The organism is Roseococcus thiosulfatophilus (assembly GCF_017311575.1).
GTDB lineage: Bacteria > Pseudomonadota > Alphaproteobacteria > Acetobacterales > Acetobacteraceae > Roseococcus > Roseococcus thiosulfatophilus.
The window spans coordinates 1-20,678 of record NZ_JAFFQY010000015.1 but is presented as its reverse complement, the minus strand read 5'-3'; the positions used below and the strand labels follow the sequence as shown (position 1 = coordinate 20,678).

The following is a 20,678-nucleotide window of genomic DNA, read 5'->3' as shown; positions in this document are numbered from 1 at the left end:
AACCCGCCACGTTGGCGCGGCCGGCCACGCGGCGCATAACGGGCTGACCCATGGCCCGCCCCACCCCCCGCCTGCTGCTGCCCGATGCCCCCGCCCTGGTCGCGGCGCATGGCCGCGCCACGCTGCTGACGCCGGATGGCGAGCTGATGGTCCTGACCGGCCCGCGCATCGCCGAGACGCTGGCCGAGATGCCGCCGCCCATCCTCGTTCACGCGCCGGCCACCGCGCGAAGGCTGGAACTGCCCCGCTTCCTCGACGCTTTCGACCTGCTGGAGCTGTTCGCCTTCGCGCGCCCCGCGCAGAACGCCCCGCCCACCGCGCGCGGCCTGGCCCTGGCGCTCGACCTCCCACCACCCGCCGATGACGCGGCCGCCGCCGCCCTGCTGCCCGACATCGCCGCCCGCCTGCTGCGCTACCTGGCCGATGAAGCGCCCCACCCCTCCGCGCGCGATGCCGCCGGCATGGCCGCCCAACTCGACCAGGCCGGATGGTCCTGGGCGCCGGGGGTGCTGGCCGCACTCGGCCAGGCGGACCCCCGCCCCTCGCGCGACGCCTTCAAGGCCTGGCGGCGCCTGGCGGAGTGGGAGGAAACCGCCCCCCTCCCCCCGCCCTCCAGCCATCCGGTCCCACCCAATGACGCCCGCCGGCGCCTGGCCGAGATGCTGGGCCCCGGCGCCGAGCAACGCCCGCAGCAGGGGGACTTCGCCTCGGCCGCCGCGGCCGCCTTCGCCCCGCGCGAGGCGGAAGGGTCCCCCCATATCGTCCTCGCGGAGGCCGGCACCGGCACCGGCAAGACGCTGGGCTACATCGCGCCGGCCAGCCTCTGGGCCGAGCGCAACGGCGCGCCCGTCTGGCTCAGCACCTACACGCGCAACCTCCAGCGGCAGATCGACCAGGAGCTGGTGCGCCTCTTCCCCGACCCCGAGGAACGCCGCCAGCGTGTGGCCGTCCGCAAGGGTCGGGAAAACTACCTCTGCCTGCTGAACTTCGACGAGGCGCTCGGCCAGCTGAACATCCGCAGCCTCACCCTGCCGCTGGCGCTGGTCGCGCGCTGGGCCGGCGCCACCCGCGATGGCGACATCCAGGGCGGCGACTTCCCCGGCTGGCTGGCCGAGCTGTTCCCGCCCGGCAGCTTCGCCAATTTGGCGGACCGGCGGGGCGAGTGCATCCGCTCGGCCTGCGCGCATTACCGGAAATGCTTCGTCGAGCATTCCATCCGCCGCGCGCGGCAGGCGCGGCTGGTGGTGGCCAACCACGCGCTGGTGATGGTGCAGGCCGCGCTGGGCGGCGGCGAGGACAGCCGCCCCACCCGCTATGTCTTCGACGAGGGCCACCACCTCTTCGACGCCGCCGATGGCGCCTTCTCGGCCGAGTTCTCGGGCATGGAGGCGTCGGAGCTGCGCCGCTGGCTGCTGGGGGCCGAGGGCGGCCGTTCCCGCGCCAAGGGCTTGCAGCGCCGCATCGAGGAGCTGGCGGGCGACATCCCGGACCTGCTGGCGCCGCTGGAGGCCACGCTCCAGGCCGCCCGCGCCCTGCCCCCCGCCGGCTGGTTCGGCCGCCTGACCGACGAAACCCCCACGGAGAATGTCAGCGAGACCTTCCTGCGCGAGGTCCGCGCCCAGGTCCTGGCCCGCGCCGAGCGCGACGAGGGCTATACGCTGGAAGTGGATTTGCACCCGGTGGGCGAGGCTCTGGCGGAGGCGGGCGCTGCCCTGGCCCGCGCCCTGGCCCGGCTGGAGGAGCCGTTGACCACCCTCCGCGACCGCATCGCCGCGCGCCTGGAAGCCGGTGAGGAAGACCCCGACACCGAGGCCGGCGAACGCATCCGCCTGGAAACCGCCCAGCGCGGGATCGAGCGCCGCGCCCTGATCCCGCTCGCCGCCTGGCGCGCCATGCTGGCAAGCCTCGCCGAGCCGGCGCGCGAGCCCGGGCAGCGCCCCGTCATGGTCGAATGGCTGCAACTCGACCGGCGCGACGGGCGCGACGTGGATGCGGGGCTGCACCGACATTGGCTGGACCCCTCCATCCCCTTCGCCCAGGCGGTGGCGGCGCCGGCGCATGGGCTTCTCGTCACCTCCGCCACGCTGACCGATGCCGCGAAGCGCGACGACCCGGAGGCCGCCTGGCGCGTGGCGGAAGCCCGCAGCGGCGCCGTCCACCTGCCCCTGCCGGCCCTGCGCGCGGCCGTGCCCTCGCCCTTCGACTATGCCGCCAATACCCGCGCCTTCGTCATCACCGATGTGGACAGCCGCAACGCCGGGCCGGTCGCCGGCGCGATGCAGCAGCTGTTCACGGCGGCGGGCGGCGGGGCGCTCGGCCTCTTCACCGCCATCCGCCGCCTGCGCGAGGTGGCGGCACGCATCGCCCCCGCGCTGGAGGCCCGCGGCATCCCGCTCTACGCCCAGCATGTGGACGCGATGGACAATGCCACGCTGGTGGACATCTTCCGCGCCGAGGAGGATGCCTGCCTGCTCGGCACCGATGCCATGCGCGACGGGGTGGACGTGCCCGGCCGCGCGCTGCGCCTGCTGGTCTTTGACCGCGTGCCCTGGCCGCGCCGCACCATCCTGCACCGCGAACGCCGCCTGCACCTTTCCGAAGGTGATCCGCAAGGGCATGACGACGCTCATGCCCGCCACAAGCTCCGACAGGCCTTCGGCCGGCTGATTCGCCGCGCCGATGACCGCGGGGTCTTCGTGCTGCTGGACCGCGCCTGCCCCTCGCGCATCCTGGCCGCCTTGCCCGAGGGCGTCGTAGCCCGGCGCGTCAGCCTGGCGGAAGCGGTGGCGCAAACCCGCGATCTGTTGCAAGGGTGAGGGCATGAACATCCCCGAACAGCTTTCCCCCCAGCAGGCGCTGATCTGTTCCATGCTGCTGATGGCGGCGGCCGGAGGCCAGGTGGACGACCAGGAACTGGCGCAGATGACGCGCCTGATCCAGGACCTGCCGGCCTTCGCCGAACTCGCCCCGGACGAGGTCGCGCGCAGCACCGAGGCCTGCCTGCCCCTGCTGCAACGCTCCGACGGGCTGGACCGCGCCTTCGACCTGATCCGCGAGGCCCTGCCGCCCCGCCTGCGCGAGACGGCCTATCTGCTGGCCTGCGACGTGGCGGCCGCCAATGGCGACGCCTCGCAGGAGGAGTTGCAGATGCTGCAGCATTTGCGGATCGGCCTTGAACTGGACCGCCTGGTGGCCGGCGCGATCGAGCGCGCGGCCCGTGCCCGGTATCAGGTGCTGTAGCGTTTTCACGCGGGGCGGCATCGCCCGGCGACTCGGAGGGCGCCTCCAGGTGAATTATGGCGCGGGCGGTTCCCCGCCCCGCAGCAGCATGATGACGCCCACGACCAGGCAGGGCAGCCCGCACAGGATGAAGCCCAGCGCGTGGCTGCCCGAAAGGCTCAGCACCGCCGCGTAGAACAGCGGCATGGTCAGTGCGCCCAATTGCCCAAAGGAGAGCACGCCCCCCGTGGCCGCGCCGCGCATGCCCTCGGGCGCGAGGCGCGCGGCTTCGGCCAGCAGCACGCCGTGCCAGGACAGGACGGTGGCGCTCAACGCCACCGCCGCCAGGCCGAGCAGGATGAGGCCCGCCAACCCGCCGGCCAGCCCGATCATCACCGTGCTGGCCGCCATGCCGATGGACAGCCAGGCCAGCACCACGCGCGGTGCGGCGAAGGCGCTGCTGAACCAGCCCCAGAAGACGCGGCCCGGCACCGCCACCAGTGTCGCGATGGAGAACACCATCCCGGCCACCGCCAGCCCATGGCCGAGCACCACCAGGTAGGTCACGAAATAGGCCACGAAGACCATCTGCAACCCGTTGAAGGCGAAGCAGGCGAAGGAGAGGTTTCGCAACTCGCGGCGCTTCGTCACCACCATCAGCGTGGTGCCGAGGTCCGAGAGGTGGAAGCTGCGGCTGGGCACCCGGTCGGAATCGAACTCACGCCGCGTCGGCTGCAGGATGAAGGCGAAGACCAGGCAGGCGGCGGCGGCGGACAGCATCGCCGCCCGCCAGCCCCAGAGCCCCACCAGCAGCGGCCCCAGCAGCCCGGCCAGCAGCAGCCCCGCCGGCACCGCCGTCTGCTTCAGCGAGAACACCAGCGGCGCGTAGCGCGGCGGCGAATAGCGCCCCAGCAGGTGCGAACTGGCCGGTGTGGAGATGGCCGAACCCCCGCCGCCGATGATGGCCGAAAGCGCGAACAGCGCCATGGGCCCCACCGTGGCGGCCGCCAGCCCCACCGCCAGCATGACCAGCGCCGCCTGGCTGGCCCGCAGCGCCCCATAGCGCACGATGAAGCTGCCGCAGCTCAGCTGGGCCAGCAGCGCCGCCGCCGCCGTCAGCCCCACATAGACGCCGATCCAGGCGGGATCGAGCTGGAGGTCCGCCAGGATGGCCGGCGCGATGATGGGAGGCAGGTTGCGCCCCAATGCCGCAAAGGTCTGCTGGAAGAACATCGCGCCCAGCGCCAGCAGCAACAGGTTCATCTGCGGGGAACGAGGCATCCCATCTTCCATCCGGCGCGGCCCGGATGGCGGCGCGACGGCGGTGGCAGCATAGGCACGCCCCCACCAGGCGGCAAAACCAGGGCCGCTACAGAATCCCTGCCGCCCGCATCTCCGCCACTTCGTCGGCGGTGAAGCCGAGCTCGGCGGCGATGTCCGCGCCATCGGCCCCCGGGGCGCGCAGGTCACCCGCTCCGCCGGGTCGCGCGCCATCGAGCGTGATGGGCAGGGCCGGCAGCTTCACCGGCCGCCCGTCGGGCAGCGTCATCGGCACCAGCCCGGCCGAGCCGTTGAGGTGCGGGTCCTCGAACAGGTCCTCGGGCTTGCCGATGGGGGCATAGGGCAGGCCCAGCGCCTCGCACTTCGCCATCAGCGCCGCCTTGTCATAGGTGCGCAGCACGGCGGCGATGCGCGGGATGGTCCGCGCGCGCTCGGCCACGCGTTGCTGCTTGGTGCGCAGCGTGGGGTCGGCGGCCAGGTCGTCCAGGCCGAAGGCCACGCAGAAGGCGGGCCAGGAGGTGTCCGTCACCACCCCCACGAAGACCTTCCCGCCATCGGCGGTGTCGAAGATGTCGTAGACGGGCCAGGCCGGCAGGCGGGTGGACATGGGCGGCGGGGGCGTGCCGGTGATGGCGGTCTGCGCCATGTGCTGCGCCATCAGCAGCGCCACCGTCTCGAAGAGGCCCGCCTGCACCTGACCGCCCACGCCCGTGCTCTCGCGTTCCCGCAGCGCGGCCAGGATGCCGATGACCGCCGAAAGCCCGCCCATGATGTCGATGACGCTGGAGCCCGCGCGCAGCGGTCGCCCCTCCGGCCCCGTCATGTGGGCGAGGCCGCCCATCATCTGCACCACCTCGTCCAGCGCGGTGCGATGTTCGTAGGGGCCGGGGAGGAAGCCCTTGCCGGAGCAATAGATCAGGCGCGGGTTGCGGGCGGCCAGTTCCTCCGGGCCGAAGCCGAGCTTGGCCATGGCGCCGGGGCGGAAATTCTCCAGCAGCACATCGGCGCGGTCGGTCAGGCGATGCACCAGCGCGCGGCCGCGCGGGTCCTTCATGTTCACGCAGAGGCTGCGGCGGCCACGCCCGAAGGCGGCGTAGAAGCCGATGCCGGAGCCGGTCAGGCGGCGCGTCGTGTCGCCCTCGGGCGCAGGCTCCACCTTGATGACCTCGGCCCCCAGATCGGCCAGGACCATGCCCGCGGTCGGGCCCATGACCATGTGGGTGAATTCGACGACGCGCAGGCCCTTGAGCGGGGTGGGCGTGGTCATGCCGCGGCCTTCCAGCCGGTGGGGCGGCCGGCGCGGGCATAGGCGCCGTGCAGCGGCTCGTGTGGCAGGGCCTCGGCCAGGATGGCGCGGGCGGCCAGCAGTGCGTCGAGGTCCACGCCCGTCCGCAGGCCCAGGGATTCCAGCAGGAACACCAGGTCTTCCGTCACGATGTTGCCCGAGGCGCCGGGGGCGAAGGGGCAGCCCCCCAACCCCGCCAGCGCGCCGTCGAAGATGCGGATGCCCTCCTCCACGCCGACGGTAACGTTGGCCAACCCCAGTCCCATGGTGTCGTGCATGTGCAGGCTGTCGCAGCGCGGCCCGATCTCGGCACGCACCGCGCGCAGCAGGCGCCGCACCTGGGCGGGCTGGGCATAGCCGGCGGTATCGGAGAGGCCCACGCTGTCGAAGCCGGCTTCGACGAGGGCCACGGCCATCTCGACCACGTCGCGTTCCGGCACCTCGCCCTGGAGGGAGCAGCCGAAGGCGGTGGAGAGCCCGGCCTCCAGGCTCGGGCGCGTGGCGGGGTCGAGGGCCGCGACATGCGCCGCCAACGCCCGCGCCTCCTCCATCTGCCGTTCGCGCGAGCGGCGGAGATTGGCCTGGCTGTGCTTCTCGCTGGCCGAGAGCGTCAGCGTGATCTTGTCGGCGCCCGCCGCCACCGCCGCCTCGGCGCCGCGCTTGTTGGGCACCAGCACGGCCACATGCAGCCCGGGCAGGGATTTGGCGAAGCGCGTCACGGCCTCCGCATCGGCCATCTGCGGCACCAGCGCGGGCGGGACGAAGGAGGCGACCTCGATCTCGGGCAGGCCCGCCGCGTGCAGGGCCGCGATCCAGCGGCACTTCACCTCGGTGGGCATCACCTGGGAGACCATCTGCAACCCGTCGCGCGGGCCGACCTCGCTGACCGTCACGTCGCGCTGCATGGTTGTCTCCTCCTGTGCTCGTTGCGTGGCGCCGGCCCCGCTTCTACCGCGCCAGGAGGTAATCCGGCAAAGCCGTCACCAGCCAGGGGAACACCGTGATCAACGCCACCGCCAGGACCAGCATGGCGAAGAAGGGCAGCGCGGCGAGCGCGATCTCGGTCTGCTCCTTCCCTGTCATGCTCTGCATCACGAACAGGTTGAAGCCGAGCGGCGGCGTGATCTGCCCGATCTCGACCAGCAGGATGATGAAGATGCCGAACCAGATCAGGTCGAACCCCGCCTGCTGCACCATGGGCACCACCACGCTGGTGGTCAGCACGATCATGGAAACTCCATCCAGCGAGGTGCCCAGCAGGATGTAGACCACGGTCAGGATGGCGATGATGGCATAGGGGCCGAGCCCGGCGCTGGCCACCGCCGTCGCCAGCGCGGCCGGGATGCCCGTCAGCGCCATCGCCTTGGTCAGGAAGGCGGCGCCGGCCAGGATGAACAGGATCATGCAGGAGAGACGCGTGGCCCCGGCCAGGCTGTCCTTGAAGCCCTGCCAGGTGAGCGAACCCGTCACGGCCGCCAGCACCAGGCTGCCCGCCACGCCGAAGGCCGCGGCCTCCGTCGCGGTGGCGAGGCCGCCCAGCATGGAACCGATGACGGCCAGGATCAGCAGCACGCAGGGAATGAGCTGGGCGGATTGCCGCAGCTTGTGGCCGAAGCTGGTGGAGGGATCGGCCGCCGGCTGCTTCTGCGGGTTCAACAGCGCCCAGATCGCGATGTAGGCGCTGAACAGCACCACCACCATCAGCCCGGGGATGAAGCCCGCGATGAAGACGCGCACGATGGAGACCTCGGCTGCCACCGCATAGACCACCATGATGATGGAGGGCGGCAGCAGCAGCCCCAGCGTGCCCGCCGTGGCCAGGCTGCCGATGGCCGTGCGCTGGTCATAGCCGCGCTTGGCCAGTTCCGGCAGGGCGATCTTGCTGACGGTGGCGCAGGTGGCGGCACTCGATCCGCTGACGCAGCCGAACAGGCCGCAGGCGAAGATGTTCACATGCATCAGCCGCCCGGGCAGGCGCCGCACCCAGGGGGCGATGCCGTTGAACAGCTCATTGCTCAGCCGCGTGCGGAACAGGATCTCGCCCATCCAGATGAACATGGGCAGGGCGGCCAGGGTCCAGCTGGCCGAGCTCTCCCAATAGGCGCCCGCCAGGAACAACCCCGGCGAAGGGTGCACCAGCGCCATGGCGACATAGCCCGCGCCCGCCAGCGACAGCGCCACCCAGACGCCCGAGCCCAGCAGGAAGATCAGCAGCACCAACAGCAGGAGCGCGAGTTCGAGAAGGCCCATCGCGGTCAGGCCGTGTAGTCGTGGGCGGCGGCACGCGCCTCGGCGGCGCGGGCGTAGCCGGGCTTCTGGCCGCGAAGCACGGCCACCCATTCATCGAGGATGGCCACCAGCAGCACCCCCGCGCCGATGGGAATGGCGAGCTTGGGAATCCAGAGGGGGAAGGCCACGCTGCCTTGCGCCACCTCCTCGATCTCGAGGCTGAACATGGCGTCGTGCCAGCTCCACCACACGATATAGGCGACCATGACGGCGGCGACGGTGAGGGCGAAGATCTCCATCACCCGCCGCTTGGGGGGCGGCAGGTTCTCCACCAGCAGCCCTACCCGGATCAACTCGCCCTTGCGGAAGGTCCAGGCCAGGCCCAGGAAGCCCACCATCACGCAGAGATAGCCGGTGAGGTCCGTGGCACCCGGGAACTGGATGGCGAACTGGCGCAGGATCATCTGCGCCATCATCACCAGGAAGATGCCCAGCAGGGCCAGCGCCGCGAGCACGCCACACAAGCCATAGAGGGCGTCAAGCGCGCGGCGCACGCCCCCTCAGCTCCGGCCGGCGCGGTAGGCCTGGATGGCGGCCTGCCCGTCGGGGCCGGCACGCGTCAGCCATTCCTGCACCATGGTGTCGGAGATGCGGGACATCGCCTCCAGCATGGCGGGCGAGGCCTGGCTGACATTCATGCCCCGCTGCGCCAGCGTGGCGGCGGCGGCGTCACGCGCCTCCTCGCTCATGCGCCAGCCGCGCGTCTCGGCGGCGGCGGCGGCGGCACGGACCGCGGCCTGGTCGGCGGCGGAAAGGGCTTCCAGCGCACGGCGGTTCACGAAAACCGCGTTGCGGGTGAAGGTGAAGCCCACATGGGTGAAGTAGCGCGCGAAATCCCAGGCGCTGCTGTCCACGCCCGTCGCGGCACTCGTCACCATGGCGTTCACCACGCCGGTGGCGAAGGCCTGCGGCACTTCCGCCGCCTGCACCAGCACGGGGCTCGCGCCCACCAGCGTCGCGAAACGGTTGGTCATGACGTTGAAGGTCCGCATGCGGGTGCCGCGGAGGTTCTCCAGCGTCTCGATCGGGGTGTTGGTGTAGAAGCCCGAGGAGGGCCAGGGCACCATATAGAGCAGCGAGAGGCCCTGGCGCTGCAGGCGTGCCTCGATGAAGGGCCGTGTCACCTCGTTCAGCCGGCGGGCATCGGCATAGGTGGGCACCAGCTGCGGGATGCTGTCCACCTCGAAGAATGGGTCCTCATTGCCATAGGCCGAGAGCAGGATTTCCCCCAGCTGGACCTGGCCGCTCTGCGCGCCGCGCTTGATCTGCGCCATGGGCAGCAGCGAGGCGTTGGAATGGAGCTGGACGTTCACCCGCCCGCCGGTGGCGGTGGAGAGCTCCTCCAGGAAGGTCCGCACGTTTCGCGTGTGGAAGTTTCCATCCGGATAGGGGGTGGCCATCTGCCAGCGCGCCTGGGCGGCGGCATCGCGGGCGGGCAGCAGGGGCGCGGCGGCCCCGGCCGCCAGAAGGGCGCGGCGGGTGGTGAGCATGACGATGAGCCTCTCCCATTCGGGCTTTTGATGGGGCGGATCATCACGCGACGGATGGGCGGCGCGCAAGCCCGGCTTGGGCCGGTCCCCGTGGGGCTTCGCACATCCCTGCCCGCCGAGGCGGCAGAAACCGCGCGGGGTGCACGCGAAACCATGCACCCCGACTGGCGTCAGAGCGGGTAATCGCGCTCCGGCTCGACGCCGGCGGCGGTGATGAGCTTGCGCAGGCGCATGACCTCGTCACCTCCGACGGAGCCGGAGCCGAGATGGAAGCTGCCGCGCTCCTCGCCCAGTTTCACGGCCAGGGCGCCATGTCCGGTGTGGCTGAGTTCCGCGCCCAGCTCTTCCAGCACATGCTCGACCGCACGCGGGTCGAGGTTGTGGTTCAGCGGGTGGGAGAAGATGCCATGCAGCACCTTGCGGTGGCGGTGGTTCATGCGGACGCTCCATTCAAGATCGCCCGCCGAGATCACCACGCCGCGTGGTCGCCGTCCTTGCGGCAGGTCAAAAGCCTCAGCCGGCGGTGGCGACGTAGCTCTTGAGTGCCTCAGCCTCGTCCTCGGCCTCCGCGATGCGGGCCTTCACCAGGTCACCGATGGAGACCATGCCGGCCAGTGTGCCGTCCGCGTGCAGCACCGGCAGGTGGCGAACGCGGCGGTCGGTCATGAGCTGGAGGGCATCCTGGATGGTGCTGGCCGGGCCCGCGGTGAAGAGCACCCGCGTCATCAACTGGCCCGCCGTCATTCGCATCACGGCCTCGCCGAGGGCGGCCAAGGCGCGGACGATGTCGCGTTCGCTGACGATGCCCAGAACCTGCTCCGCTTCCAGCACCAGCACCGCGCCGATCCGGTGCTGCGCCAAGGTGCGGGTGATGGAGGCGATGGAATCCCCTGGGCGCACGGAGACCACCTGGCTGCCCTTGGTCTTCAGAACCTGCGCAACGATCATGTGGAAGATCCTCCTCCCGGCTTTGGCCGGGAAGAGTGCGGCCGCACATGGCCTGAACGCAACTTTTTGGTGTGCTGCACCGCAGCGAAGCCATGCGGTGCAGCGCGGCCGGGTCAGGCGGCGCTGAGGCGGCCATCCCCCAGGCCGGCACGCAGCCCGGGCATGGCGGGGAGCGGGCTGCTCTCGCGGATGATGTAGCCGCGGCCCCAGACCGTGCCGATCACGTTGGGCGCGCCAGCCTGCTGGAGCTTCTTGCGGAGCTTGCAGACGAAGACGTCGATGATCTTGGCGTCCGGCTCGTCCATGCCGCCATAGAGGTGGTCCAGGAAGTTCTCCTTGGACAGCACCGTGCCCCGGCGCATGAGCAGCAGTTCCAGGATGGCGTATTCCTTGGTGGTCAGGTGGACGGCACGGCCATGCACCGCCACCTCCTTCGCGCTGAGGTCCAGCGAGAGGGGGCCGAGCTGGATGCGCGGCTGGCTGAAGCCCTTGGAGCGGCGGATCATCGCCTGCAGCCGGGCGACCAGCTCATCGGGCTCGAAGGGCTTCGACAGGTAGTCATCGGCACCGACCGAGAGCCCGCGGATCTTCGCCTGGGTCCGGCCATTGGCCGAGAGCATGAGCACCGGGGCCTCGATGCGCGCGGCGCGGAACTTGGCCACCACGTCATAGCCCTCCATGTCCGGCAGCATGAGGTCCACGATGGCGGCGTCGTAGTCATAGAGACGGGCCAGTTCCAGGGCCTCAGCCCCGCAATCCGCCACATCCACGACCATCCGATGCTGCTGGAGCTGGAACGCGATGCCGCGTGCCGCCGACCGGTCATCTTCCACCAGGAGAATTCGCATCCGTCCATCTCCACACGTTTTGCGTGCAGAGATTTACCACCGGAAGGTGTAGGCGGCTAGGGTGAATTGACATTTTCTGTGTATTTAAAAGAAAATTTTTCACATTTAGAGATTTTTTGGCTCGATTCGAGAGCCTTAGCACGCCTCCAACGGTCCGCGCGGCGCCCAAAGCCCATTTTCCATCATAAATTAGATTCCATAGGGGCGAGTCTCCGTATCCAAGACTCGTGCGCCAGAATTAAGCTATGACTCGGCATCGCGCGACCATGAAAAAAGGGCGGACCTCTCGGCCCGCCCCCCAAAATTCCAGGCGCCCCTCCCTCGCGGGCGGGGCGCCGGGCTCCTCACTCCTCGCCGGCCATCTCGCGGCGGCGGCGGATGGCGGCACCCAGGATGTCGCCCAGCGAAGCACCGCTGTCGGCCGTGCCGAACTCCTTCACGGCCTCGCGCTCCTCCTCGATCTCCTTGCCCTTCACGGTCAGGGAGAGGCGACGGGCAGCGCGGTCCACGGCGGTCACCTTGGCGTCCACCTTCTCGCCGATGGCGAACTTCTCCGGGCGCTGGTCCTGGCGGTCACGGGCCAGCTCGGCGCGGCGGATGAAGCCCGTCAGCACGTCGTCCACACGCACCTCGATGCCATTGGCCTCGACCTTGGTGACGGTGCAGGTGACGATGTCGCCCTTGCGGACGCGGTCCAGCACCTCGGCGGCCGGGTCGGCCTCCAGCTGCTTGACGCCCAGCGAGATGCGCTCCTTCTCGATGTCCACGTCAAGGACCTTTGCCTTGACCATGTCGCCCTTCTTGTAGCCGGCCAGGGCCTGCTCGCCAGGGACATCCCAGGACAGGTCGGAGAGGTGCACCATCCCGTCGATGTCGGGGCCCACGCCCACGAACAGCCCGAACTCGGTGATGTTGCGGATCTCGCCCTCGATCACGCTGCCCAGCGGGTTGTTCTGGACGAACAGCTCCCACGGGTTGCCCTGCGCCTGCTTGAGGCCGAGCGAGATGCGGCGCTTCGGCTCGTCCACGTCCAGGATCATCACGTCCACCTGCTCGGAGGTGGCGACGATCTTGCCCGGGTGGACGTTCTTCTTCGTCCAGGACATCTCGCTGACGTGCACGAGGCCCTCGACGCCCGGCTCCAGCTCCACGAAGGCGCCGTAGTCGGTGATGTTGGTCACGCGGCCCGAGAAGCGGGCATTGACCGGGTACTTGAGCGCCACGCCATCCCACGGGTCGGACATCAGCTGCTTCATGCCGAGGCTGATGCGCTGCGTGTCCTGGTTGAAGCGGATGACCTGCACCTTCACCTGCTGGCCGATCGTCAGGGCCTCGCTCGGGTGGTTGATGCGGCGCCAGGCGATGTCGGTGACGTGCAGCAGGCCGTCCACGCCGCCCAGGTCCACGAAGGCGCCGTAGTCGGTGATGTTCTTCACCACGCCATCCAGCACCATGCCTTCCTTCAGGCCCTGGACCAGCTCCGCGCGCTGCTCGGCGCGGGTCTCTTCCAGCACGGCGCGGCGGGAGACGACGATGTTGCCGCGGGCGCGGTCCATCTTCAGGATCTGGAAGGGCTGGGCCTGGCCCATCAGCGGGCCCACGTCACGGACGGGGCGGATGTCCACCTGGCTGCCCGGCAGGAACGCGACCGCGCCGCCCAGGTCCACGGTGAAGCCACCCTTCACGCGGCCGAACAGGATGCCGTTCACGCGCTGGTTGGCGGCGAAGGCCTTTTCGAGGTTCGTCCAGGCCTCCTCGCGGCGGGCCTTCTCGCGGCTCAGCACGATGGAGCCGTCGCGGTCCTCGTAGCGCTCGACGAAAAGGTCGAACACGTCGCCGACCTGCACCTCGGGCTTCATGCCGGCGGGGGCGAATTCCTTGAGGGGCACGCGGCCTTCGCTCTTGAGGCCCACATCCACCACGGCATAGTCGTCGTCGAGGCGAACGACCTTGCCTGTGACGACGGAGCCGGCGAAGCCGGTGTTGGCGCCCAGCATTTCATCGAGAAGGGCGGCGAAATCTTCGGTGCCCGCGGTCGAGCCGGGGGCGTTGGCATTGGCCATGTAGAGCTTGTGTCCTGGGTCAGGTTCGGAACGAGATGTTCCGAAGTCCGGTCCTGCGCGACGGCCAGGGGCCTTGCCCCGCCATGCCATCACGGCTTGCCGCCAGCCACGGAAGGGTCTGGGGGCCGATGGGTGGGTCGCTTGCGGCGCGTCCCAACGGCCGGCCCCGGCATGACCGAGGCGCCCCTGTCTTCGACGGAGTCGTCCCCAGGGTCAAGCCAAAACCGCAACGCGATCGGGAATCACGTCGCTTTTTGCGCCGCAACAGCCCAGGAAAGGGCGATTTCGAACACTGCGTCGGCGTCCAGGCCGGAGGTGTCCAGCACCTTCGCATCCTCGGCCGGGCGCAAAGGGGCCACGCCGCGATTGGCGTCGCGGGCGTCGCGGTCGGCCATGTCGCGCGCCACCTCGTCCAGGCTCGGCGCCGCGCCCCTGGCGGCCAGCTCCGCATGGCGGCGGAGGGCGCGCACCTCGGGGCTGGCCGTGACGAAGAGCTTCAGCCGAGCCTCTGGAAAGACGACGGTGCCGATGTCCCGCCCATCCAGCACGGCACCGTGCTCCGCGCCGAAACGTCGCTGGAAGTCGAGGAGGGCGGCCCGCACACCGCCAATGGCCGCGACCTTGCTGGCGGCCGCGTCGGCGACGGGGCCGCGCAGGTCGCCGCGCTCCAGGTCGGCCGGCGCCAGGGTGCGGGCGGCGGCCTCGGCCGCCACGGGGTCGGCGGGGTCGGCGCCCGCGTCCAGGGCCCGTCGCCCCACGGCACGATAGAGCAGGCCCGTGTCCAGGTAAGGCAGGCCCAGATGCTGCGCGAGGCGCCGTGCCAAGGTCCCCTTCCCCGCCGCCGCCGGCCCATCCACCGCGATGACGAAAGGCAGGCTCATGCGGCTTCGATGGCCGTGCCGCCAGCCGCGCGGTTCATCAGCCCGACGAAATCGGGGAAGCTGGTCGCGATGAAGCCGCCATCATCAATGGTCATGGGCGCGCGGGTGGCCAGGCCAAGGACCAGGGCGCTCATCGCCAGGCGATGGTCCATCTGGGTCGCGACCAGGCCGCCACCGGGCGCGGGGCCGCCCGTGCCATGGACGATCATGTCGTCACCCTCCACCTCGACCTTCACGCCGGCCGCCTCCAGCAGGGCGGCGGTGCCGGAGAGCCGGTCGCTCTCCTTCACCCGCAGTTCGCCCAGGCCGCGGAAGCGGCTGGCGCCACGGGCATGGGCGGCGGCCACGGCCAGGATGGGGTATTCGTCGATCATGGCCGGCGCGCGGGCGGCAGGCACGTCCACGGCGCGCAATTCGCCCTGGCGCAGCACCAGGTCGCCCACCGGCTCGCCCCCCTCGGTGCGGGCATTGGCGACGGTGAGGGATGCGCCCATCTCGCGCAGCGTCTCGAACAACCCGGTGCGAAGCGGGTTCAGGCCCACATTCTCCACCACCAGCCGGCTGCCGGGCACGATCAGCGCCGCCACCGCGAAGAAGGCGGCCGAGGAGGGGTCACCCGGCACCTGCACCGGGGCGGCGCGCAGCTCGGGCTGGCCGTCCAGCTCGATGACGCGTCCATGGCCCTTCGCCGCCACGCGGACGGTGGCGCCGAAATGCCGCAGCATGTTCTCGCTGTGGTCACGGGTGGCCTCGGGCTCCACCACACGGGTCACGCCAGGGGCGCAAAGACCGGCCAGCAGGCATGCGCTCTTCACCTGGGCCGAGGCGACGGGCAGGCGATAGTCGAGCGGCAGCGGGTTGCGTGCGCCCTCCACCGCCAGGGGCAGACGCCCGCCCTCGCGCGTGAGGAAGCGGGCGCCGGTGGCGGCCAGGGGGTCCGTCACGCGCTTCATCGGGCGACGGCGCAGGCTGGCATCGCCCGTCATCACGGCGAAGAGGGGGTGGCCCGCCAGCAGCCCGCAGATCAGCCGCGCGGCGGTGCCGGAATTGCCCATGTCCAGGACATCCGCGGGTTCCGTGAGGCCGCCGATGCCGCGGCCGGCCACGCGCCAGGCCCCATCGCCCAGCCGGTCCACCGTGGCGCCCAGGAGGCGCATGGCGGCGGCGGTGCGGAGCACGTCCTCGCCCTCCAGCAGGCCCTGGATTTCGGTGGTGCCGATGGCCAGCGCGCCGAACATCAGGGCGCGGTGGCTGATGGACTTGTCGCCCGGCACCCGCAGCCTTCCGGAGAGCGGTGCGGGGGCCGCGCGGGCGCGCAGGGGCTGGGGTGCGGATTCGCTCGACATGGAGGGCGGTTTGACACCGACGCGCTGCCCGTGGCAATGCGCCCCGCCCGCCCGGACGGGCGGCATTCTATAGAGGGCTCCATGGCAAAGCCGGAACTTGGCCTGAAGCGCGTCTGCGTGGCCTGCGGCGCGAAATTCTACGACCTGACGCGCACGCCCGCGATCTGCCCCAAATGCGGGACGGAACAGCCGGCCGAGCAGCCGCGCGCGCGCCGCTCCTCCGCCCTGCCGGAAGACAAGGTGAAGAAGCGCGCCGGCGTCCCCGCCGAGGCGGACGCGGAGGACGTGGAACTGGAAGATGTGGAGGCGGACCCCGCCCTCGACGACGACGCGGACCTCGAGGACGAGGACGAGGCGATCGGCGAGGAGATCGAGGTCGAGGCCGATCGCGACGAGGAAACCTGAGTCCATGGACGCTGGGCGCGGCTGCGCCTATTCAGCGTCCATGTTCCGGACCCTTCTCGTCGCGGTGCTGCTGGCCGCGGCACCCGCCGCCGCCCAGCAGGCCAACCGGCCCTCCAAGCTCGGTGATTTCGACGCCTGGACCGCCGTCACTCATACGGAAGGCGGCCAGCGCGTCTGCTACGCCTTCGCCCGCGCGCGCTCGGTGGACGGCGTGCCCGGCCGCCTCGCCCCCAATGTCATGCTGCTGGTGACCCACCGCAGCAACCAGCGCGACCAGGTGGCCATCCGCCCGGGCTACACCTTCGCCCGTGGCGCCGAGAGCGCCCTGGTGGTGGGCAATGCCACCCTGCCCTTCTTCACCGCGGGCGACACCGCCTTCGCGCGTGACGGTGCCGCCGTGGTGGCCGCCCTGCGCGGGGGCCGCGAGGCGTTGTCGCGCGGGCCGGGGCCGAACAACCGCGGCGTCTCGGCCGATGTGTTCCCGCTGCAGGGCTTTACCGCGGCCTACAACGCCATCACACGCGCCTGCCCGGCCGGCCGCCGATGAACGCCTTTCCGCCCCACAACCGTACCCTGCCCCCATCGGACGGGCTGACCGAGGCCGAGCGCGCGCGCATCCTGGCCAAGGCCGCCGCCTTCGCCCCGCCCTCCATGCAGGACGCGGAGGGGCGGCGCGAACTGGTGGGCCTCTCGCGGGAGGAGTTGGCGGCCGAGATGGTCGCCATGGGCGAAAAACCCTTCCGCGCCAAGCAGCTCTGGCACTGGATCTACCACCAGGGCGCGCGCGACTTCGCGGCCATGAGCAGCATCGCCAAGCCCCTCCAGGCGCGGCTGGCCGAGCGCTTCACCATCGGCCGCCCCGGCGTCACCACCGAGCAGACCAGCACCGACGGCACCCGCAAATGGCTCTTCGCCTTCCGCGACGGGCAGCAGGTGGAGACGGTCTACATCCCGGACGAAGACAGGGGCGCGGTCTGCATTTCCAGCCAGGTGGGCTGCACCCTCTCCTGCACCTTCTGCCACACCGGCACGCAGCGCCTGGTGCGGAACCTGGGTGCCGCCGAGATCGTGGGGCAGTTCATGGCCGCCCGCGATTCCTACGGCGAATGGCCGACGCCCACCGGCGAGGACAGACGCCTCCTGTCCAACATCGTCGTCATGGGCATGGGCGAGCCGCTCTACAATTACGAGAACATCGCCAAGGCGCTCACCATCATCATGGACCATGAGGGCATCGGGCTGTCGCGCCGGCGCATCACCCTCAGCACCTCCGGCGTCGTGCCCATGATGGACAAGTGCGGGGCGGAGCTGGGGGTGAACCTGGCCGTCTCGCTGCACGCCGTGACCGACGAACTGCGCGACGAGATCGTGCCGCTGAACCGCAAATACCCCATCGCGGAGCTGCTGGCCGCCTGCCGGCGCTATCCCGGCGCCTCCAACGCGCGGCGCATCACCTTCGAATACGTCATGCTGCGCGGCGTGAATGACAGCGAGGCCGAGGCGCATGAGCTGGTGCGCCTGCTGCGCGGCCTGCCCGCCAAGGTGAACCTCATCCCGTTCAACCCCTGGCCTGGCGCGCCCTACAAGACCTCGACGCCCGAGGCGGTGAACCGCTTCGCCGCCATCCTGAACGATGCCGGCTATTCCAGCCCCATCCGCCGCCCCCGCGGCCGCGACATCCTGGCCGCCTGCGGCCAGCTCAAGACCGAGAGCGAGCGGGCGAAGCGGGGCGGTGCGGCGTGAGCTGGGCCCCGGGGCCCGGCCTGATGCGCTGGGCGCTGGCGGTCGTCACGCTGTTGGCCTGGAGCCCGATCCTGTCAGTGCTGACGGCCGCGGCCCTGGCCGATGTGCTGGGCTGCCGGCTGAATGAGGGCACGCCCCACCCCTGCCTGCTGGCGGGGCAGGACATCGGCGGCACGCTCTACGCCATGTTCGTGCTGGGCTGGCTGGGGCTGCTGACCTTCCCCTTTGCCCTGGGCACCGCCCTGGCCTGGGCCGTGCTGGCGGGCCGCGCCCTGTGGCGGCGCTTCCGGTGAGCGCGAAGCTGCCGCTGGGGCTGATGGCCTTCGGCGGCTTCGCCATCGGCGCGGGCATGCGCCTGCTGGACCCGCTGCTGCCCATGATCGCGGTGGGGTTCGGCACCACCGTGGCGGGCGCCGCCATCCTGATCGCGGCCTTCGCCCTGCCCTATGGCGCGGGGCAGATCGCGACCGGCCCGCTGGGCGACCGGCTGGGCAAGGTGCGCGTGGCGAGCTTCGCGCTGGTCGCCTACGGGCTGGTCAGCATGGCCTCGGCGCTGGCGCAGGGGCTGACGGATCTGACCATCATGCGCGCGCTGGCCGGGCTGTTCGCCGGCGCCGTGATCCCGCTGATGATGGCGCATATCGGCGACAGCGTGCCCTATGAGGAGCGCCAGGCGGCCATCGGCCGCTTCCTGACGGGGATGGTCTTCGCGCAGATGCTGGCCGGCCCGATGTCCGGCGTGCTGGGCGAGAATTTCGGCTGGCGGGCGAGCTTCCTGGCCGCGGGGGGCCTGGCGGTGGGCGCGGGCGGGCTGATGGCCTGGAAGCTGCTGCGCGGCGCGCCGCCCCCGCCGCGCCCGGCCGCGGGAATGTTCTCGGGCTTCGCGCGGCTGTTGCGGGCGCCGGCCGGGCGGAAGCTGCTGATGCTGGCGGGGCTGAACGGGGCGCTGCTGTTCGGCGGCGCCTTCCCCTTCGTGGCGAGCTTCTTGATCGAGCGCTTCGGGCTTTCGGCCGGCGAGGCGGGGCTGGTCATGGCGGGCTTCGGGATCGGCGCCTTCGTCTATACGCGCATCGCCAAGCGGCTGGTGCGGCGCTTCGGGGAGCGGGGGCTGCTGGGGCTGGGCGGGGCGTCGCTGATGGGGCTGCTGCTGCTGATCAGCGTGGCCTGGGCCTGGTGGGTGGTGCTGGTGGCGCAGCTTTGCATCGGCCTCGCCTTCTTCATGTTCCACGGGGTGCTGCAGGCGCGCGCGACCGAGGCGCTGCCGGAGGCGCGGGGCACGGCCGTCAGCGCCTTCGCCATGGCGCTGTTCCTGGGGCAGACGCTGGGGACGCTGGTGTTCGCGGCGGTGATCGCGGGGGCGGATTACCGGGTGGCGTTTGGGCTGGCGGGGGTGGGGGTTGGGGGGTTGGCGTGGTGGGCGCGAAAATAACTTGACCGAATTACATTCAGATACTTCTCTACGCTAAATTGATCTTGGTGGAATTTATGGCATTTTTCCTAACTCCGGCTGAGCTTGATGCTGCCCGCGATGCGATCGACTTCCACGGCTATAGTACGCTCCTTCCGCCGCTGGCTGAATGGTCGGTCGCGGCCGACAATTGGGATACAATAAAATCTCAAATTGAGAAATAGATCTGGATACTTATCTCCCACGCTCCCCCCTTCGGATATATGCACCAAAGGCAAGAGTCACTCTTCGGGTGCTTTCTTTGCTACATCCAACAGATATGATTATCTATACCGCCTTAGTCCTCGCCATAAAAAATGATCTGGAAGTTTTGCGGCCAAAAAAATCAGAAAAGATCGTTTTTTCTTATCGCAGTGATGTATCCGAGCATACGAAGCTATATTCGGGGCATCCCAGTTTTGTTGATTTCAAAAATTACTGTAAGACCCTAGCCGAAAAGAATGCGTTCAAATTTGTTGCGATAGCTGATATCGCGGATTTTTATCCACGCATCTATCAACATCGTTTGGAAAATATTGTGATCTCCTCTGCCAGTACACCTCGAACGCGCGAAATTGCGCGCGTCCTAGTGAAAAAATTTATATCAAACATAATGGATAAAAACAGTTATGGCATTCCAGTTGGCCCATTCGCCTCGCGCATTTTAGCCGAATCTGTTCTTGTAGATGTTGATGCTGCCTTACAAAGGCAAAAGAATAAAATTTGTGCGCTGGGTAGATGATTATGTGATTTTTTGCAAATCCGAATCAGAAGCACAGATTATACTATACGAACTAGGTGCGCGACTTTTTGACTTCCATGGCTTAACGCTGTCTGGCGTCAAAACTAAAATTCTTACGACAGAAGAATTTCTGACTCGTCGTTCATTTGATGACGAGAACAGTGTAGAACGCGCGGTAAACCAAATCAGAACAATTTTTGACGATCTTGATTTTTATGACGAAGACAATCAGGAAATCGATAGTAACAGTATTGATCAGACCGATTTAAATTCTTTAGATAATATTCTAGCATCTCTTCTTTCATCAGAAACAGCGCTTGATTATGACTCAATATCTATGGTCATTAAATATGCTTCTCAAATAAATCTTGTTGATTTAGAGATGCAATAGAAGATTGCTGACCTACTTATCGAAAATATCGAGCGCCTCTTTCCAGTTTCTGGGCATATATGTCGATTCTTGGAGATATTCGTTGGTCGAGAGGCCAAAAAATTCGCATCTATGAAGAAGAAAATCCTTAAGTCTTTCAAATACAGAAACAAAATCTGGGCCCCAGAATACCATTTTATTTGGATGCTCCACCTCTTTTCTCTGGATAGTCGGTGGAAAGCAGAAAATGATGCGAGTGAGATTTTTCTTACTCATCCATCGGATGCGGTACGACGATTTGCTGCTCTTGTGATCGCTTCA

The 20,678-nt window shown here is 68.9% G+C and carries 21 protein-coding genes; 9 read left to right on the top strand and 12 right to left on the bottom strand.

Annotated elements, in window-relative coordinates; genetic code table 11:
- Positions 1 to 50: 50 nt before the first annotated feature.
- Together JTN19_RS08260 and JTN19_RS08255 are read left to right on the top strand one after the other, a co-directional pair.
- Positions 51 to 2,816, top strand: a complete 2,766-nt coding sequence (locus tag JTN19_RS08260) for an ATP-dependent DNA helicase (RefSeq protein ID WP_206931446.1) — start codon at positions 51 to 53, stop codon at positions 2,814 to 2,816.
- Between the two features lie 4 nt (positions 2,817 to 2,820).
- Complete coding sequence (locus JTN19_RS08255; protein WP_206931445.1) at positions 2,821 to 3,240, top strand: tellurite resistance TerB family protein; 420 nt, start codon at positions 2,821 to 2,823, stop codon at positions 3,238 to 3,240.
- A gap of 54 nt (positions 3,241 to 3,294) precedes the next feature.
- Here the strand turns inward: JTN19_RS08255 and JTN19_RS08250 are convergent, their stop codons facing one another.
- From JTN19_RS08250 to aroA, 12 genes are all read right to left on the bottom strand, one after another.
- Positions 3,295 to 4,500: an MFS transporter gene (locus JTN19_RS08250; RefSeq protein WP_206931444.1), complete on the bottom strand. Its 1,206-nt coding sequence runs from the start codon at positions 4,498 to 4,500 to the stop codon at positions 3,295 to 3,297.
- An 88-nt stretch (positions 4,501 to 4,588) separates the two neighbouring features.
- Positions 4,589 to 5,767, bottom strand: a complete 1,179-nt coding sequence (locus tag JTN19_RS08245) for a CaiB/BaiF CoA transferase family protein (protein ID WP_206931443.1) — start codon at positions 5,765 to 5,767, stop codon at positions 4,589 to 4,591.
- Positions 5,764 to 6,690 (bottom strand): hydroxymethylglutaryl-CoA lyase, encoded by a 927-nt coding sequence (locus JTN19_RS08240; protein WP_206931442.1) that lies wholly within the window; start codon positions 6,688 to 6,690, stop codon positions 5,764 to 5,766. Before JTN19_RS08240 ends, JTN19_RS08245 begins: the two co-directional genes overlap by 4 nt.
- 43 nt (positions 6,691 to 6,733) lie before the next feature.
- Positions 6,734 to 8,035 carry a TRAP transporter large permease gene (locus tag JTN19_RS08235; RefSeq protein ID WP_206931441.1) on the bottom strand — a complete coding sequence of 434 codons (1,302 nt, stop codon included), beginning with the start codon at positions 8,033 to 8,035 and terminating at the stop codon, positions 6,734 to 6,736.
- A gap of 5 nt (positions 8,036 to 8,040) precedes the next feature.
- Positions 8,041 to 8,568, bottom strand: coding sequence for a TRAP transporter small permease subunit (locus JTN19_RS08230; protein WP_206931440.1), 528 nt, complete (start codon positions 8,566 to 8,568; stop codon positions 8,041 to 8,043).
- 6 nt (positions 8,569 to 8,574) lie between these two features.
- Complete coding sequence (locus tag JTN19_RS08225) at positions 8,575 to 9,564, bottom strand: TRAP transporter substrate-binding protein (RefSeq protein ID WP_206931439.1); 990 nt, start codon at positions 9,562 to 9,564, stop codon at positions 8,575 to 8,577.
- A gap of 170 nt (positions 9,565 to 9,734) precedes the next feature.
- Positions 9,735 to 10,001 carry a hypothetical protein gene (locus JTN19_RS08220; RefSeq protein ID WP_206931438.1) on the bottom strand — a complete coding sequence of 89 codons (267 nt, stop codon included), beginning with the start codon at positions 9,999 to 10,001 and terminating at the stop codon, positions 9,735 to 9,737.
- Positions 10,002 to 10,077: 76 nt separating this feature from the next.
- Positions 10,078 to 10,512, bottom strand: coding sequence for a CBS domain-containing protein (locus JTN19_RS08215; protein ID WP_206931437.1), 435 nt, complete (start codon positions 10,510 to 10,512; stop codon positions 10,078 to 10,080).
- Positions 10,513 to 10,625: 113 nt separating this feature from the next.
- Positions 10,626 to 11,360, bottom strand: a complete 735-nt coding sequence (locus JTN19_RS08210) for a response regulator transcription factor (protein ID WP_206931436.1) — start codon at positions 11,358 to 11,360, stop codon at positions 10,626 to 10,628.
- Positions 11,361 to 11,704: 344 nt separating this feature from the next.
- Positions 11,705 to 13,423 (bottom strand): 30S ribosomal protein S1, encoded by a 1,719-nt coding sequence (rpsA, locus tag JTN19_RS08205; protein ID WP_206931435.1) that lies wholly within the window; start codon positions 13,421 to 13,423, stop codon positions 11,705 to 11,707.
- A 242-nt stretch (positions 13,424 to 13,665) separates the two neighbouring features.
- On the bottom strand, positions 13,666 to 14,304 hold the full coding sequence (gene cmk / locus JTN19_RS08200) for a (d)CMP kinase (protein WP_206931434.1): 639 nt from the start codon (positions 14,302 to 14,304) through the stop codon (positions 13,666 to 13,668).
- Complete coding sequence (aroA, locus tag JTN19_RS08195; protein WP_206931433.1) at positions 14,301 to 15,650, bottom strand: 3-phosphoshikimate 1-carboxyvinyltransferase; 1,350 nt, start codon at positions 15,648 to 15,650, stop codon at positions 14,301 to 14,303. Before aroA ends, cmk begins: the two co-directional genes overlap by 4 nt.
- Before the next feature lie 81 nt (positions 15,651 to 15,731).
- Between aroA and JTN19_RS08190 the strand changes: the two genes are divergently transcribed.
- The 7 genes from JTN19_RS08190 (at position 15,732) to JTN19_RS08160 (ending at position 20,378) form a co-directional block, all read left to right on the top strand.
- Positions 15,732 to 16,055: a TIGR02300 family protein gene (locus JTN19_RS08190; RefSeq protein WP_206931432.1), complete on the top strand. Its 324-nt coding sequence runs from the start codon at positions 15,732 to 15,734 to the stop codon at positions 16,053 to 16,055.
- A gap of 40 nt (positions 16,056 to 16,095) precedes the next feature.
- Positions 16,096 to 16,602: an invasion associated locus B family protein gene (locus JTN19_RS08185; RefSeq protein WP_206931431.1), complete on the top strand. Its 507-nt coding sequence runs from the start codon at positions 16,096 to 16,098 to the stop codon at positions 16,600 to 16,602.
- Positions 16,599 to 17,798, top strand: coding sequence for a 23S rRNA (adenine(2503)-C(2))-methyltransferase RlmN (rlmN, locus tag JTN19_RS08180; protein ID WP_206931430.1), 1,200 nt, complete (start codon positions 16,599 to 16,601; stop codon positions 17,796 to 17,798). The genes JTN19_RS08185 and rlmN overlap by 4 nt, the downstream gene beginning before the upstream one ends.
- Positions 17,795 to 18,091 (top strand): hypothetical protein, encoded by a 297-nt coding sequence (locus JTN19_RS08175; RefSeq protein ID WP_206931429.1) that lies wholly within the window; start codon positions 17,795 to 17,797, stop codon positions 18,089 to 18,091. Before rlmN ends, JTN19_RS08175 begins: the two co-directional genes overlap by 4 nt.
- Positions 18,088 to 19,227: an MFS transporter gene (locus JTN19_RS08170; protein WP_206931428.1), complete on the top strand. Its 1,140-nt coding sequence runs from the start codon at positions 18,088 to 18,090 to the stop codon at positions 19,225 to 19,227. The genes JTN19_RS08175 and JTN19_RS08170 overlap by 4 nt, the downstream gene beginning before the upstream one ends.
- A gap of 298 nt (positions 19,228 to 19,525) precedes the next feature.
- Positions 19,526 to 19,987, top strand: a complete 462-nt coding sequence (locus tag JTN19_RS08165; RefSeq protein ID WP_206931427.1) for an RNA-directed DNA polymerase — start codon at positions 19,526 to 19,528, stop codon at positions 19,985 to 19,987.
- Positions 19,932 to 20,378: an RNA-dependent RNA polymerase family protein gene (locus JTN19_RS08160; protein WP_206931426.1), complete on the top strand. Its 447-nt coding sequence runs from the start codon at positions 19,932 to 19,934 to the stop codon at positions 20,376 to 20,378. Before JTN19_RS08165 ends, JTN19_RS08160 begins: the two co-directional genes overlap by 56 nt.
- Positions 20,379 to 20,678 lie beyond the last annotated feature (300 nt).